This window comes from Dactylosporangium sp. NPDC005572 (assembly GCF_040605515.1).
Taxonomy (GTDB): domain Bacteria; phylum Actinomycetota; class Actinomycetes; order Mycobacteriales; family Micromonosporaceae; genus Dactylosporangium.
Window position 1 is genome coordinate 1 of the sequence record NZ_JBEXCY010000259.1, and the last position, 14,874, is coordinate 14,874.

16 protein-coding genes and 1 pseudogene are annotated in these 14,874 nt (G+C 67.3%); 16 read left to right on the forward strand and 1 reads right to left on the reverse strand.

What is annotated here, in order from left to right:
- The 15 genes and pseudogenes from ABZS66_RS54625 to ABZS66_RS54695 all read left to right on the forward strand — a co-directional run.
- Nucleotides 1-2,025: acyl-CoA dehydrogenase (locus ABZS66_RS54625; protein ID WP_354771697.1), on the forward strand; the 2,025-nt coding region annotated here is incomplete at its 5' end.
- A 64-nt stretch (nt 2,026-2,089) separates the two neighbouring features.
- Nucleotides 2,090-2,590, forward strand: coding sequence for a MaoC family dehydratase N-terminal domain-containing protein (locus tag ABZS66_RS54630; protein ID WP_354771699.1), 501 nt, complete (start codon nt 2,090-2,092; stop codon nt 2,588-2,590).
- Nucleotides 2,591-2,597: 7 nt separating this feature from the next.
- Nucleotides 2,598-3,053: a hypothetical protein gene (locus tag ABZS66_RS54635; RefSeq protein ID WP_354771701.1), complete on the forward strand. Its 456-nt coding sequence runs from the start codon at nt 2,598-2,600 to the stop codon at nt 3,051-3,053.
- Nucleotides 3,044-4,246, forward strand: a complete 1,203-nt coding sequence (locus ABZS66_RS54640; protein ID WP_354771703.1) for a thiolase family protein — start codon at nt 3,044-3,046, stop codon at nt 4,244-4,246. The genes ABZS66_RS54635 and ABZS66_RS54640 overlap by 10 nt, the downstream gene beginning before the upstream one ends.
- 20 nt (nt 4,247-4,266) lie before the next feature.
- On the forward strand, nt 4,267-4,683 hold the full coding sequence (locus tag ABZS66_RS54645) for an OB-fold domain-containing protein (RefSeq protein ID WP_354771705.1): 417 nt from the start codon (nt 4,267-4,269) through the stop codon (nt 4,681-4,683).
- Between the two features lie 7 nt (nt 4,684-4,690).
- The gene (locus ABZS66_RS54650; RefSeq protein ID WP_354771707.1) at nt 4,691-5,731 is read left to right on the forward strand and encodes an MBL fold metallo-hydrolase; all 1,041 of its coding nucleotides are present in this window, start codon (nt 4,691-4,693) and stop codon (nt 5,729-5,731) included.
- A gap of 162 nt (nt 5,732-5,893) precedes the next feature.
- A complete protein-coding gene (locus ABZS66_RS54655; protein ID WP_354771709.1) occupies nt 5,894-7,201 on the forward strand; it encodes a cytochrome P450 in 1,308 nt (435 codons plus the stop codon).
- 40 nt (nt 7,202-7,241) lie between these two features.
- Nucleotides 7,242-7,433, forward strand: coding sequence for a ferredoxin (locus ABZS66_RS54660; protein ID WP_354771711.1), 192 nt, complete (start codon nt 7,242-7,244; stop codon nt 7,431-7,433).
- Nucleotides 7,433-8,641 carry an FAD-dependent oxidoreductase gene (locus ABZS66_RS54665; protein ID WP_354771713.1) on the forward strand — a complete coding sequence of 403 codons (1,209 nt, stop codon included), beginning with the start codon at nt 7,433-7,435 and terminating at the stop codon, nt 8,639-8,641. Before ABZS66_RS54660 ends, ABZS66_RS54665 begins: the two co-directional genes overlap by 1 nt.
- Nucleotides 8,642-8,658: 17 nt before the next feature.
- The gene (locus ABZS66_RS54670) at nt 8,659-9,753 is read left to right on the forward strand and encodes an NAD(P)-dependent alcohol dehydrogenase (protein ID WP_354771715.1); all 1,095 of its coding nucleotides are present in this window, start codon (nt 8,659-8,661) and stop codon (nt 9,751-9,753) included.
- Between the two features lie 46 nt (nt 9,754-9,799).
- Nucleotides 9,800-11,248 (forward strand): aldehyde dehydrogenase family protein, encoded by a 1,449-nt coding sequence (locus ABZS66_RS54675; RefSeq protein WP_354771717.1) that lies wholly within the window; start codon nt 9,800-9,802, stop codon nt 11,246-11,248.
- Nucleotides 11,249-11,261: 13 nt separating this feature from the next.
- On the forward strand, nt 11,262-11,654 hold the full coding sequence (locus ABZS66_RS54680; protein ID WP_354771719.1) for an HtaA domain-containing protein: 393 nt from the start codon (nt 11,262-11,264) through the stop codon (nt 11,652-11,654).
- Between the two features lie 85 nt (nt 11,655-11,739).
- Nucleotides 11,740-12,324 (forward strand): helix-turn-helix domain-containing protein, encoded by a 585-nt coding sequence (locus ABZS66_RS54685; RefSeq protein ID WP_354771727.1) that lies wholly within the window; start codon nt 11,740-11,742, stop codon nt 12,322-12,324.
- Between the two features lie 126 nt (nt 12,325-12,450).
- Nucleotides 12,451-13,896: pseudogene (locus ABZS66_RS54690) on the forward strand (IS1380 family transposase).
- Between the two features lie 189 nt (nt 13,897-14,085).
- Entirely contained in the window at nt 14,086-14,286 is a 201-nt protein-coding gene (locus ABZS66_RS54695) for a hypothetical protein (RefSeq protein WP_354771721.1), read from the forward strand.
- A 62-nt stretch (nt 14,287-14,348) separates the two neighbouring features.
- Here the strand turns inward: ABZS66_RS54695 and ABZS66_RS54700 are convergent, their stop codons facing one another.
- The gene (locus tag ABZS66_RS54700) at nt 14,349-14,669 is read right to left on the reverse strand and encodes a hypothetical protein (RefSeq protein WP_354771723.1); all 321 of its coding nucleotides are present in this window, start codon (nt 14,667-14,669) and stop codon (nt 14,349-14,351) included.
- A 17-nt stretch (nt 14,670-14,686) separates the two neighbouring features.
- On the opposite strand from ABZS66_RS54700, the gene ABZS66_RS54705 reads away from it, so the two are divergent.
- Nucleotides 14,687-14,874, forward strand: a 188-nt coding sequence (locus tag ABZS66_RS54705; RefSeq protein WP_354771725.1) for a transposase, incomplete at its 3' end; no start/stop codon positions are given.

The following is a 14,874-nucleotide window of genomic DNA, read 5'->3' on the forward strand; positions in this document are numbered from 1 at the left end:
CACCTCGACGAGCAGTACGGCGGTCAGGGCGGCGGCATTGACCACCTCGCGGCCGTCATCGAGGAGTTCGCATATGCGCTCCTACCCGGCCCTTTCGTGCCGACAGTGCTGGCGAGCGCCGCGGTCGCGGCCGCCGACGTGAGTCCCGTCCGCGACGGCCTACTCGTGCAGTTCGTGGAGGGAGCGACAGGCGCGCTCGCGGCACGCGGGTTCGTTGCGGTTCGCTCCAGGGACGGATGGGTGCTGAGCGGGAGCAGCGGCCCGATCATCGGGCTCGCATCGGCGGATATCGCGGTGATAGTCGCGGACGCCGACGACGGTCACATGTTGTTCGCCGTGCCGGTGGGCCAGTTGGCGGTTACTGTGGTGCCGTCCACCGATCTGACACGCGACGTCGCGATGCTCGACGTCGATGGTTTCGCCGTGCCGATAGGCAGCGTTCTATACGGCTCGTCCAGTTCTCGGCTGGGCGCGCTGGAGGCAGCCGTATGGGGCGCCGAGGCCGCGGGGATCATGCGATGGAGCGTCGACGCGTCCGTCGGTTATGCGAAGATCCGCAACCAGTTCGGCGTCCCTATCGGCTCGTTCCAAGCGATCAAACACAAGTGCGCGCGCATGCTCGTAACATCAGAGCTGGCTACAGCCGCAGCGTGGGGCGCGGCTGCCAGCCTCGCGCAGTCCGAGGCTCAGCAGCAGCTTGCGGCGCTCGCCGTGTCGGCCACGCTCGACGATGCGATCGATCTGGTGACCGAGGCGGTCACGATCTTCGGCGGCATTGGATTCACGTGGGAACACGATGCGCACCTGTACTGGCGCAGGGCGATCGCGATCTCCGGCGCCACCGGCGGGGTGGCTCCTGCCCGTGGCGGCCTCGGCGGGGCGGCGCTGGTCGAATCCCGCGCGATCGAGGTGGAGCCCGAAGGCGATCTCGGCGAATTCCGCGCGCGCACCGGCGGACTCCTAGACGCAGCGCTCGAGCTTCCCTGTGGAGCAGAAGGTCCCAAAGGACACCACGACGACGAGCGGCGCTGGTTCCTCGCGGCGAACGGCTTGGTTTCCCCGCACTGGCCGGCACCGTTCGGACTTGGTGCGTCGCCGGCGGAGCAGATCGTAATCGCTGAAGAGTACGCGCGACGCGGCATGCCGCAGCCCACGACGATCATCGGTGAATGGGCCGTCCCGACGATCCTGGCGTTCGGCACCGACGCGCAGAAGGAGCGCTTCGCTGCAGCGACCCTTCGTGGCGAGATCGAGTGGTGTCAGCTGTTCAGCGAACCGAGCGCTGGCTCCGACCTCGCTGGCGTCGCGACGAAGGCGGTGAAGGTCGACGGCGGCTGGCAGTTGAACGGCCAGAAGGTCTGGACCTCCTCGGCGCACGAGGCGGACTGGGCGATCTGCCTCGCCCGGACCGATTCGACGGTCCCGAAGCACAAGGGGCTGAGCTATTTCCTCGTCGACATGTCCTCGGCCGGGGTGGACGTGCGCCCCTTGCGGCAGTCGACGGGCGAGGCACATTTCAGCGAGGTCTTCCTAGACGCCGTGTTCGTGCCCGACGACTGCCTAGTCGGCGAGCCGGGCCAGGGCTGGCGGATCACGACGGCGACCCTCCAGAATGAGCGCACAGCGATCGGCTCGGGATTCGGGTCGGGTCCCGAGGCGCCGATCCGCGACCTCGTCGCCGCTGGGGAGTACGTCGGCGACCGTCAGGCTGCGCTGGGCGAGCTGGGCGTCCTCATCGCGCGCGGCATCGCGCTGCTCGGGATGAACACACGCAGCACGCTGCGCAGACTCGGCGGCGCCGTGGACGCCACGTCGAGCCTCGCCAAGGTCGCGAGCGCCAAGCTCGCGCGCGATGCGGCGCTCGCTGGTGTCCGGCTCGCGGGACCAGCCGCCGCCGTCACGCCCGAGGGCGACGGAGTCGTGCGCGGGCAGCTGGGCGTTCCGGCGCTGCTCATCGGCGGGGGGACCGTCGAGATCCAGCTGAACGTTATCGCTGAGCGGATTCTCGGGCTCCCTCGCGGATAATTTGAAGTTGAACTCTAGTTCTATTACTCTCGAGTGGTCCGTCGGAACCAGGAGGAGGATCCGTTTGCCGCAGTTGCTCATCACCGACGAGGCGCGCGCTTTCGTGGGCGTCGACGTGCCGCTGGGTACGGGCATCGTCTCCCGCCGGGAGTTCCAGCGCTGGGCGGCTGCCCTCGACGACTGGAACCCCCTCTACTTCGACGACGAGTTCGCCCGCGAGTACGGGTATCGCGAGGCTGTGGCACCGGCGCTGTTTATCGGTTGTGTGACGCGCAGTCCCGTTGCTCTCGGCTCCCTGCGCCCGGACGGCCTCCCCGCGCAGCCGAGCTCAGGCATGGTGCCGCTGCCGTACACGCCGCGGTACATGGCGGGTGGGGATGTTTGGGAATTTCTCGCCTCGGCATACGACGGGGATCGCATCACCGCGTCGCGGCGGATCGTTGCCCTCGAACAGAAAGAAGGCCGCTCGGGTCCGTTCGTCATCATCACGGGCCGTACCTCCTACGTCAATCAGGACAACGTGACCATCGCGCTGTGTACGGACACGATCCTGGCGAGGAAATGAGGCGACGATGAGCGAAGTCCGAACGGCGCCGCATGCTGGCGACCGCATCCCTGCCTTGCACCTCCGGCCAGGGCCGGTCCAGATGTTCCAGTTCTCGGCAGCCGTCTCCAACCCGCACCGGATCCACTACGACCGCCGATGGGCGATCGAGACGGAGGGATACCCCGACATCGTGGTCCAAGGGCACATGCAGGCGGCTCTGCTCGCGCGGGCCGTTACTGATTGGGCGGGACCACGCGGCCGGCTCGTCCGTTTCGCGATGCAGAACCGCGGTGCGGCCTTCGCTGACGAGGCGCTGCGGTTCGAGGGCGTTGTCAGTGCCGTATCGGAAGCGGAAGGCGAGACCGTTGTCGAGCTCGACCTTGTGGCGATGAAGGAAGACGGGACCGTCCTCGGCCCTGGGACGGCCACGGTAACCATTCGCGATCGCGGGGCACACGAAGGAGTGGACAAATGGGGCTGAAGGGTGAGGCGGCGATCGTCGGATTCTCCGAGATGGCGCCGACAAGGAAGCCGATCGACCAGGCGTTCGATCTCGAGCGCTGGGCGCGTCTCGCGGCCTCGACGATCGCCGACGCGGGGCTGTCGCTGTCCGACGTGGACGGAATCGTGACTCACTCGATCTCCGAGTCGCACACGTTCATCCCGTCGACGATCGTCGAGTACCTCGGCATCGGCGTGAACTTCGCGGAGATCGTCGACCTCGGCGGCGCGACGGCCGCCGGCGGCGTATGGCGCGCGGCGGCGGCAATTGAACTCGGGCTGTGCGAGGCGGTTCTCGTCGTCACGCTCGGCTCGCATACGGTGCCGACCTCGCCGCTCAAGCCGCGGGAGGTTTCCCAGGGGTACCACTTCGGCGCGTCGAGTAACATCTATGGCTCGCCGCAGGCTGAATTTGAGATCCCATACGGCAATCTCGGTCAGAACGGGCCCTATGCGCAGGTCGCCCAGCGCTACGCGTACGAGTACGGCTACGACGAGCGCGCGCTCGCGAAGATCCCCGTCGACCAGCGCGTCAACGCCAATCATCACCCCGGCGCAATCTTCCATGATGTCCCCCTCGCCATTGAGGACGTGCTCGCCAGTCGGATGATCGCAGCGCCCCTGCACATCCTTGAGATCGTGATGCCAGTGCAAGGTGGTGCAGCGGTACTCGTGACGAGCGAGCGCCTCGCCCGCAAGGCAAGGCATCGGCCAGTCTGGATCTCTGGATTCGGTGAGCACGTGCCCTACAAGACGCCGACCTACGCCAAAAGCCTCCTCGACACGCCGATGAAGACGGTCGCGGCCTCGGCATTCGCGATGGCCAGGATCGAGCGGACCGATGTCGACATGGTCTCGATCTACGACTGCTACACGATCACGGTACTGCTCGAACTCGAGGACGCAGGGTTCTGCGAGAAGGGCCAGGGCGCACGCTTTCTCGCCGAGCGCGACCTGACGTTCCGCGGTGACTTCCCGATGAACACGGCGGGCGGCCAGCTCGGCTTCGGCCAAGCCGGGCTTGCGGGAGGCATGCATCACGTCATCGACGGCACTCGCCAGATCATGGGCAGGGCGGGGCGGACACAGCTCGCCGAATGCAGCCGTGCTTTCGTGACCGGCAATGGCGGCATCCTCGGCGAGCAGACCGCGCTCGTCCTCATCGGCGACTGACGGCAAGTGGAAGGAAACGAATGACCAAGCAGCTCGCCAGACCCTACCCGGTACCGACTCCAACGACGAAACCCTTCTGGGACGGGCTGGCCGAGGGAAGGATCGTGATCCAGTACTCGCCCTCTCAGGACCAGTACGTCTTCTACCCGAGGGTGCTCGCGCCCGGCACGCTCGCCGACGACCTTGAGTGGCGCGAGATCTCGGGCATCGGCACGCTCTACACCTTCGCCGTCGCGCAGAGTCCGGTCTCGGCGCACTTCGCCGACGCCATCCCCCAGCTGCTGGCGGTCGTCGAGTGGGACGAGGGCCCCCGGTTCAGCACCGAGATGGTGAACGTCGGCACCGACGCGCTAAAGGTCGGGATGCGCGTCTCCCCGGTCTTCGTGCCGTATCCGGAGCACAACATTACGATGCTCCGGTACGAGCCCGCGCGCTGACGCCCCGATGTCCCGTTCGCGTGCAGCGCCATACGTCGCATCACCACTTCCCAGCGCACAGTACGAGGCATGGCTGGCGCGCTCGCTTCCCCCGGTCGAAGCCGTCCGCGACGGGATCCTGTCGATCCCCGTGCCGTTCCCGGGGCCTGTGCGGTTCACGTACTGCTATGCGCTACAGGCTGCCGACGGCGTGGTCGTGGTCGACCCGGGCTGGGACAGCGAGGAGGGCTGGGCGATCCTTGCGGCCGGACTCGCGCCTGTCGGCGGCGTCGCTGCGGTACGGCGGATCGTGATCACGCACTTCCATCCGGACCACGTCGGGATGTCCGCACGTCTCTGCGCTGAGTCGGGCGCCGAGGTACTCATCCACACCGACGACCTGGCGTTCCTGCGTCGTACGGGACCGGATGTGGTAGGGGAGAACGACGCATGGCTGCGGCGGTTCGGCGTACCGGAAAATACACGGCACAAACTCCTGTCCGGCGCCGCAGCGTCGAGTCGGTGGTCACTTCCACACACGACCGACTCGATGGGCGCGCTCATGGACGGCGCGATCATACCGACGACGGCAGGGTCGTTGCGGATTGTCCATACCCCCGGTCACAGTCCGGGTCACGTGTGCGCCGTTATCGACGAGCAGGAGCTCGTGTTCACTGGCGATCACGTCCTGCCGAGGATCAGGTCGGGTCTCGGGTTCACCTTCGACCAGTCCGACGATCCGCTCGCAGACTATCTCGCCTCGCTCCGCCGTTGCGAGCCGTTCGCGGATTACGAGGCGGCCCCAGCCCACGAATACCGCTTCCGTGGGCTCGGCGCCCGGATCGCTGACCTGGCTGCGGCACGGGCGGATCGCACGGAAGAGTTACGCGTGGCCGCCGGGAAGGAGCCGAGGCCGCTGTGGGAGTTGGCCGCCTCGCTCACCTGGTATCGCCGGTGGGACGACATGGATCCGCAGACGCAGGTCTCGGCCCTGCTGGAGGCGCGCGCGCACCTCGTCTATCTGGCGGGGCAGGGCCGGCTACCCGTGCGCCACGAGTCCTGGGCGTGACGCGGCACTAGGCAGCCGACGCACGAACGCTGCAGGTCGGGAGTCGTAAACCCCTGTTCGGCGGCGGTGTGCGCTGCGTTTTCGTCCGACGTCGTGATTGACGCTTACGGGAATGGCGGCCTAAAATTCGAATGTAGAATCTGATTTCAGATCATCTTCGAAATGCTGGAGTTTGGGCCACAAGGAAGAACCTGGAAGGCAACGATGCTGCTCCACGCCAAGCACCACGACGTGACGGTCGATCTCGACATCTCGAGCCTCGACTTCTGGTCCAGGCCCTTCGAGACGCGCGACGAGACCTTCGCCCGCTTACGCGCCAAGGCGCCTGTAAGCTGGCATCCCCCCATCGAGGATCGCGAGATCCCGCCGGAGGTGCACGGCCAGGCCGGATTCTGGGCCGTCACACGGGCCGAAGACATCACATACGTAAGCCAGCATCACGAGATCTTCAGCTCTGAACTCGGCACGACCATGCTGCACCCGGGCCTGCCCGGCAGAACGGAGCCGGCGAGCTTCTTGGACATGGATCCGCCGAAGCATGCCGCGTACCGGAAGATCATGAGCGCCACGTTCACCCCCAAGGCGGTTGCGAAGCTCGCTGGAAAAATCGAGGAGCGCGCTACGGCCATCGTGGCCCGCGTCATTGGCGCTGGGACCATCGACTTTGTCGAGGAGGTCTCCGCCAAACTCCCGATGCTCACGATTGCTGATCTCGTCGGCGTTCCGGAGTCGCACATCGAGACGTTCGCGGCGGCCGGCAACGACCTGGTCCTGCTCAACGACCCATCCACGGCGGCGGGCGAGGCGCGATCCGAGCGGGCGAACCGCGCGATGGGGACGATCGCCGCGATCGCGCTCGAGCTCGCTGCGACGCGTCGGGCCGCTCCAGAGGACGACATCATGACGGCACTGGTCTCGGCCGAGGTCGACGGCGTGCGCCTGAACGACATGGACATCATCATGGTGATGGCCCTGCTCAGCGTCGCCGGCAACGACACGACGAAGCAGACGACGACACGCACCGTCCTCCAGCTTGCGCGGAACCCCGCTCAACGCGACTGGCTCATGGAGGACTACGAGGGCAGGATCACGGCCTCGGTCGAGGAGTTCGTGCGTCACGCCTCACCGGTTATCCAGTTCGCACGCACCGCGACGCAGGATGTCGAGCTTGGAGGCCAGCAGATTCTCGCGGGCGACCGGGTCGGTGTCTTCTACTGCTCGGGCAACCGCGACGAGCGGGTGCACGCCGACGCGCACCGCTTCGACCTTACGCGGCCGCGCACGCCGAACGTGGGCTTCGGCGGTGGCGGAATCCACTACTGCCTGGGCAACGGCGTCGCGAAGGCGCAGTTGCGCGCGCTCTTCCGCGAGATCCTCACGAAGCTGCCGCGTATGGAGGTCGGCGAGCCGGACTATCTGGTGAGCGACTTCATCAACGGCGTCAAGCACCTGCCGGTCACGATCGGCTGAGCCCGTTGGGAGGGACACAATGCCAGGAACGTTGCGAGTCGTGGTCGACCGGAGCCGTTGCACCGGAATCGGCATCTGCGAGTCGGTGCAGCCGTTGCGCTACGAGGTCGGCGATGACGGCACGCTCGCCGTTCTGGACGACGTCGTTCCGGAGGAGGACCGAGCGACGGCCGAGGAGGCCATCTTCGGCTGCCCGGCCAGTGCGTTGAGCCTCATCCGCGAGGGCGACTGATGGGCGGGCTCGTAATCGTCGGCGCTGCCCTCGCGGGTCTGCGGGCCGTAGAGGCGGCGCGCCGCGCGGGTTACGAGGGACCGATCACGCTGCTCGGCGCGGAGAAGCACGTACCGTACGACCGCCCGCCGCTGTCGAAGGCGTACCTCACCGACGGGGCGCCCGTCGACTACTACCGTGAGGAACGGGCGATCCGGGAGGGCCTCGATGTGGACCTCCGGCTAGGTGTCACCGCAGAAGGCCTCGACACGACGGTCAAGACGGTGCGAACAGACGCCGGCGAAGTGCCATACGACCGTCTCATCATCGCGACCGGCGCGTTTCCCCGCGTCCTGCCGGGGATACCCGATCTCGATGGCATCGTGACACTACGCACTGCCGACGACGCCGAGCTACTGCGCAGCCGGATCGCAGAGGGCGCCCACGTCGTGGTCCTCGGCGCCGGCTTCGTCGGCTCAGAGATCGCGTCCTCCGCGCGCCATCTCGGAGCGCACGTGACGATCGCAGAGGCGGCAGAGGCTCCGCTTGTGCGCGCCCTCGGGCCGGTCGTCGGAGCCGCCCTCGCCCAGCTTCATCCGCGCAACGGCACACGCCTGCTGCTCGCCACCAGAATCACGGAGTACCTCGGCACTGACCGCATCCAATCGGTGCGGCTGAGTACCGGCGAGACTGTCGCCGCCGACCTCGTTGTGATCGGCATCGGCGCGGCGCCCGCAACCGCGTGGCTTGCCGGATCAGGCGTCGAACTGCACCCCGACGACGGCGGCGTAGTCTGCGATGAGCAGCTGCGCACCTCCGCTCCCGACGTCTTTGCGGCGGGCGATGTCGTGCACTGGCCCAATGCCGCACTCGGCAGGACCATGCGGCTGGAGAACTGGACGAACGCGGCCGATCAGGGCGCACGCGCCGGTGTCAACGCCGCGGTTCCCGCTCGAGCGCAGGCCCACACGACCGTGCCGTACTTCTGGAGTGACTGGTACGGCAAACGCATCCAGTTTGTCGGGACAGCGGAGGCGGAGGCGGTCGAGTTTGTTAGCGGCGGGCCCAAGGACGACCGATTTGTCGCGCTCTTCCGCTCCGGCGACCATCTCGTGGGGGCGGCGACGCTCGACGAGCCCCGCCGCATCATGAAGCTGCGGCGGCTCATCGCCGACGGAGCCTCCTACACCGCCGGCGTCGACTTCGTCACGGCAGCCGCGGCTGTCTAGATCCAGGAAGGACACTCATGACCACGACAGCAACGGCGGCAGTACTGCGCGATCGGGCCGCCGCCTACTCCGTCGAGCAGGTTACGCTCGCGGATCTCGGACCGAACGAAGTCCTTGTGCGCATCGTCGGCGCAGGTATGTGTCACACGGATCTGGTCCCGCGAACCATGGGGCTCGCGCCGTTGCCGATCATCCTGGGGCACGAGGGTTCCGGGGTGGTGGTGGAGACGGGCTCCGAGGTCTCCGTGCTCGCGCCGGGAGACCACGTCGTGCTGAGCTTCGCATCGTGCGGCACGTGCACGTCTTGCGGTGTGGACCAGCCCGCGTACTGCGACCTGTTCATGCCCCTGAACATGACCGGTCGCCGACTCGACGGCAACTCGGCCGCGGTCGACGAGGCAGGCCAGCCGATCGGTAACCGTTGGTTCGGGCAGTCCTCCTTCGCCAGCCACGTCATCGCCGATGCGCGCAGCGCGGTCAAGGTCGACCCTGACCTTCCGCTGGAGCTGCTCGGGCCCCTGGGCTGCGGCCTGCAGACGGGCGCCGGTGTCGTCCTCAACGAGATGCGGCTCCGCCCCGGCCAGCGCATCGCCGTGTTCGGCGTCGGCGCAGTGGGTCTCGCCGCCATCATGGCAGCGAAGTCTGCGGGGGCGAGCGAGATCGTCGCGGTCGACCTCAACAAGGAACGCTTGGCGCTCGCGGCGCGACTCGGAGCTACGCGCACAGTGGACGGGGCTTACCCCGACTTGATCACCACCATCACGACGGGAGGCGGAATCCTCGACTTCGCCCTGGACACGACGGGCATCGGCGACGTTATGACGGCGGCGCTTGGGGTCGTCGGCACCGGCGGGCTGCTCGTGCTCGTGGGCTCCGGGGCGGACGCGCTCTCGGTCCACCCCGTCCAGCTCGTCGGGAAGCGGGTTACCTACGTGCTCGAGGGGTCGGCCGATCCGCAAACGTTCATTCCGGTGCTCATCGACGCATGGCGCAAAGGACGGTTCCCCTTCGAGCAGTTGGTGCGGACCTACGCGTTCGATCAGATTGCCCAGGCCGAGGCGGATGCCGCGTCCGGCGTGGCGGTCAAGCCGGTGCTCTTGCTGGGCTCCTGACGCCCAATTCGCGCATCACTTCACTCAGGAAGACAAGGAGAGTCCCATGACGACGGGGCAGATCGGTCCGGACGCCTATCGGATCACCGTGGCGGGCGCTGACTTCGATGTCGCCGGCACCTTCGGCGTCATCAACCCCGCGACAGGGCGTGTGTTCGCCCAGGCGCCCGAGGTGACACCGGACCGGCTCGACGAGATCATGGCTACCGCCGCGGCTGCGTTTCGCGGTTGGAGGCGCGACGAGGCGGCGCGGATCGCGGCGATGCGCGCCGCGGCGGACGTGATCGAGGCGAACGCCGACTACCTCGCGCCGATCCTGACGAGCGAACAGGGCATGCCGTTGCGCGAGGCCAAGGCAGACGTCGGTCGCGCGGTCGAGTGGATGCGCTACTACGTCGACCTCGAGATCCCGCGCGAACTCGTCCGCAACGACATGCACGGGTACGCGGAGGTATTCCGCAGGCCGCTGGGTGTGGTCTCGGCGATCACGCCCTGGAACTTCCCGCTGGCGCTGGCGTTCTGGAAGATCGCACCGGCGCTGCGCGCAGGCAACACGATCGTGGTCAAGCCATCGGCGTTCACGCCACTGTCGATCCTCGAGATCTCCCGGCTGCTGCGGGACGTGCTGCCCGACGGCGTGTTTACCGTCGTGACGGGCGGCGGGAAGCTCGGCGCCGCCCTCGTCGCGCACCCACACACGAACAAGGTGAGCTTCACCGGGTCGACCGAGGTCGGCCGGCTTGTCGGGGTCGCGGCAGCGCAGAACATCACGCCAGCGACGCTCGAACTGGGCGGGAACGACGCGGCGATCGTGTTCGACGACGTCGACGTGCAGGAGATCGCGCAGCGCCTCTTCTGGGCCAGCTTCCTCAACAACGGGCAGGCCTGCCTTGCCGCCAAGCGCATTTACGTGCAGGACCGGATCTACGATGACGTCGTCGAGGCGGTCGCAGCCGTCGCGCGGAGTGTGCCGGTCGGTGACGGCAAGGTGCCCAACAACCTGCTCGGCCCCGTCAACAACAAGCCGCAGTTCGATCGCGTTGCCGAGCTCGTCAACGACGCGATCGCGTCGGGGGCGAAGGTCGCTGCCGGCGGAGCCCCCATCAAGGGGGAAGGGTACTTCTACGCACCGACAGTGCTGGCCGACCTGACCGATGGCGTCCGTGTGGTCGACGAAGAGCAGTTCGGCCCGGTCATGCCCATCGTGCGCTTCTCGGACGCCGACGACGCGGTGCGGCGAGCGAATGCGAGTCCGTATGGACTCACCGCGTCGGTCTGGACTCCCCAGTACGAGCGGGCGCTGCGCGTTGCCGCGGAGCTCGACGCAGGACAGGTGTCGATCAACGTCCACGGACTCGGCGTGCAGACCGGGCTGCCGTTCGGCGGACACAAGCAGAGCGGTATCGGTGTCGAAAACGGCATCTGGGGCTATTACGGCTTTACTGAGACGACAGCGGTGACCGGCTTCCAGGCGGTCCCCGATGTCTCACGCTGATCTGCACTGGGGGGTGAGGGCCTCGCTCGTCGAGTATGTCGAAGCGGCAGGTGGGACGATCACCGTGCAGCAGCCCGCGACACGGCTCCCGGACGGGCGCTTCCGATACCCATTCGCTGCCCGGGCGGGCGGTGTCGTGCAGTTCTCGGGCGCCGTCGTGCTCTCAGCGCACCATGGCGCCCTGCACCTCGAGATCGCCGAGCCGTGGTTGGAGCCAGTCGACGGTGGTGAGCACGTGCTCAGCGTTCGAGGGAGCAGGCTGACCGATTCGGAAGGAGGCCGGCTGCGGATCGCGCTGGTCGACGAGGCAGGGGATGCATGGTTGGCGCCCGGTGCGGAGGTCGCCTTCGATTTCCGGTATCCGGCGGGGGCGCCGTTGGATGCCGTGGCGATGGTTGCCGCCTAAGCTAAGCTGAATAGCGTTAGATTCCAATTTCAGCCTGGAGGTTCGTGCGTCTATGGCCGGTCGTGCTTCGGGGGAGGCGCTGTTGGTGGAGGACCTTCCGGTATGGCAAGTCGCCCGCCGGAAGCGGATCGTCGATGCGGCGAGGGAGATCCTGGCGACCCAGCCGTACGAACAGGTGCAGGTGCGCGATGTTGCGTCGGCGGCTGGCGTGGCGCTCGGCACTCTCTACCGCTACTTCACCTCCAAAGAGCACCTGTACGCAGTCGTGCTGCTCGATTGGGCGGAACCAACCATCTCGCACCGCGCTAACCCTGACGCGGCGCCGGAGCATCGCCTCGACACGAAAGTGCGCATCGTGATCAAAGCGTTCCGGGCCAGGCCGGAGTTCTTCCCCCTGTATCGCACACTCGTGAGCAGCGACCAGCCGATCGTCGCCGAACTCCTACAGCGATACTCCGAGGACGGCCATCGATTCCTCGCCGAGGAACTTGAGGTGCTAGGAGACGAGGCGGCCGAGGACATCGCGCACATGCTGTGGGCCGTCATCTCCCACACGGTCGCCGCAGGCGCCGCAGGCGATCGCGTTGTTGGCCGTCTGCTCGACATCGTTGTGCCGATGATTAAGGCGGCGCGCCTCGAAATCGAGGCGGAGCGGCTCTCCGGCGCGTAGCCGTCGGGATCGCCCGCCTGCTCGACATCGTTGTGCCGATGACTAACCTGGCCCCTTCATTGGGGGCTGCCCACATGATGGTCAGATGGGGAACGGGTGCCTTCTGAACTGGGAAGGTAGGACTTGCTGAGGGTCTTATCCGTCCCAACGAAAGGCACCCGCCGAGTGCAGGCTACCGGAACGCGTCCGAAGATCGTTGTGAGTGCCGACGGGCGTGGCGTCGTCGGTCATGCCGGCGCCCGGCTCCTGGCTGATGTCGCTGATGCGACCGGGCTGACCAGCGCGTGCAGCGAGGCCCTCGCGGGGCTGCGGCAGCGACGCGGCGTGCACGACCCGGGCCGGATCGCGGTCGATCTGGCGGTGACGCTCGCCGACGGCGGCGAGGCGATCTCAGACCTGGCCGTGCTGCGCGATCAGCAGCAACTGTTCGGGCCGGTCGCGTCGGACCCCACAGCGTGGCAGCTGCTGTCCGATATGGACAGTGCGGTCCTCGGCCGGCTGCATGCCGCTCGGGCGCAGGCGCGGGAACTGGCCTGGGCACAGCACATCGAGTCGCGCGGCAGCCTGCCGGAGACGACCACGGCCGGTCTGCCGGTCCCGGGTCTGGTCCTCGATCTGGACGCCTCGATCGTGATCTGCCACTCGGAGAAGGAGTCCGCAACCCCGACCTGGAAACACACGTTTGGGTTCCACCCCATGTTCTGCTTCCTGGACAACACCCGTGAGGCGCTGTCGGGCATGCTGCGGGAAGGCCGGGCCGGGTCGAATACCACCGCCGACCACATCACCGTGCTCGACGACGCCCTGGCCCAAATCCCCGACGCGCACCGGCACGGCACCCCAATCCTGATCCGCTGCGACTCAGCCGGCTGCACCCACGGCCTCCTCGCCCACATCCGTGGACTCTGGGCGCACGGCCTGGACACCCGGTTCTCTGTCGGCGTGGCGATCACCGAACCGATCCGCCAGGCGATCCTGCACGCCAAACAACACAACCAGTGGGTGCCCGCCCTCGACGGCGACGGTGAACCCCGCGACGGCGCCGAGGTCTGCGAACTGACCGGCCTCGCACCGGATGACGGATTCCCTCCTGGGACCCGGTTCATCGTGCGCCGCGAGCGGCCGCACCCGGGCGCGCAGCTGTCGCTGTTCGACACCATCGAAGGCAAGCGCCACCAGGTGATGGCCACCGACACCCCACCCGGCCAGGGTTCAGTCCAATACCTCGAGGCCCGCCACCGCGGCCACGCCCGCGTCGAAGACCGCATCCGCTGCGGCAAGCACACCGGATTCGGCCGGTTCCCGTCCCGCGTCTTCGCCATCAACGCCGCCTGGCTGCAACTCGCCCTCACCGCCATCGACCTGCTCGCCTGGACCCAAATGCTGCTGCTCGACGGCGACCTCGCCCACGCCGAACCCAAGAAACTGCGCTACCGGCTCCTGCACGTCGCCGCCCGCATCACCCGCACCGCCCGCCGCACCCAGCTACGCATCGCCGAACACTGACCCTGGGCCACCCACCTCGTCACCGCGTTCAACCGGCTCACCGCGCCACCCCGACCAGTCGGCTAAACCCGGCACCACGCCTCGACGAGCACTCCGGAGGAACCCGGCCACGCGCCGGGCCGTCGCCATGCCGGGCTGCAGCCGACCACCCAACAGACATCAACCACCCCTCCACAGCCCTTGATCAACAATTAGCGAAAGACCGAGGCTAACAAGTTCCAACAGAATGATCATTTGATGAGCCGGCGGTAGCAGATGATGGAGCAGGCCTGGCTCATGAACGCTTCGTTGGTGCCGTTGCAGATCTCCCCAGCGGATGCGCAGGCGGCGGAACCAGTGCAGGAGCGCGACGGTCTGCTCGAATACCCAGCGGTGAACGCCGAGTCCGAAGCCGTGCTCGACGTCGCGTTGGGCGAAGTGGGGTGTGATGCCTTGCCGTGGACTTGGTCGCGGTAGGTGTCGTAGTCGTAGGCGCGGTCGGCGTACAGGCTGTCGGGGCGTCGGCGTGGGCGGCCGCGTTAGCCACGTACCGGTGGGATGGCGTCGATCAACAGCAGGAGTTGGGTGATGTCGTGGCGGTTGCCGCCGGTCAGGCTGACGGCGAGTGGGATGCCCGCGCCGTCGGTGATGACGTGGTCGACCGGGCTTTCGAAGCTCGGGCCGGTTTTGGGCCACCCTTCATCGCTCGCACATGGGAGCCGTTGATCACCGCCTTGGACAAGATCGAGCTTGTCCGCGGCGCGTAGCTCGGCCAGCAGGAGCTCGTGCAGGCGTTGCCAGACTCGGGCCTCGTGCCACCTAGACCGTGTCTCATTTGGGGCTGACATCGGTGCGTGCATGATGTTCAATCTTGCGGGTGTCCGATGTGGAGCGTTGGTGTCCTGATGCGCTGTGGGAGCTCGCCGCGCCATTGATCCCGCCTGCGCCGGTACGGGCGCAGGGCGGCGGTCGCCGGCGGGTGGATGACCGGGCTGTCCTCGCAGCGATCTGCTATCTGACCCAGGCCGGGTGCTCGTGGTGGAAGCTGCCCGAGGCGATGTTCGG

Bases quoted from the DNA above. Each gene is read 5' to 3' on its own strand.
- ABZS66_RS54635 (WP_354771701.1), top strand. From the start codon at position 2,598: ATGAGCGAAGTCCGAACGGCGCCGCATGCTGGCGACCGCATCCCTGCC.
- ABZS66_RS54670 (WP_354771715.1), top strand. From the start codon at position 8,659: ATGACCACGACAGCAACGGCGGCAGTACTGCGCGATCGGGCCGCCGCC.
- ABZS66_RS54695 (WP_354771721.1), top strand. From the start codon at position 14,086: ATGATGGAGCAGGCCTGGCTCATGAACGCTTCGTTGGTGCCGTTGCAG.
- ABZS66_RS54645 (WP_354771705.1), top strand. From the start codon at position 4,267: ATGACCAAGCAGCTCGCCAGACCCTACCCGGTACCGACTCCAACGACG.
- ABZS66_RS54675 (WP_354771717.1), top strand. From the start codon at position 9,800: ATGACGACGGGGCAGATCGGTCCGGACGCCTATCGGATCACCGTGGCG.
- ABZS66_RS54655 (WP_354771709.1), top strand. From the start codon at position 5,894: ATGCTGGAGTTTGGGCCACAAGGAAGAACCTGGAAGGCAACGATGCTG.
- ABZS66_RS54700 (WP_354771723.1), bottom strand. From the start codon at position 14,669: ATGCACGCACCGATGTCAGCCCCAAATGAGACACGGTCTAGGTGGCAC.
- ABZS66_RS54650 (WP_354771707.1), top strand. From the start codon at position 4,691: ATGTCCCGTTCGCGTGCAGCGCCATACGTCGCATCACCACTTCCCAGC.
- ABZS66_RS54640 (WP_354771703.1), top strand. From the start codon at position 3,044: ATGGGGCTGAAGGGTGAGGCGGCGATCGTCGGATTCTCCGAGATGGCG.
- ABZS66_RS54665 (WP_354771713.1), top strand. From the start codon at position 7,433: ATGGGCGGGCTCGTAATCGTCGGCGCTGCCCTCGCGGGTCTGCGGGCC.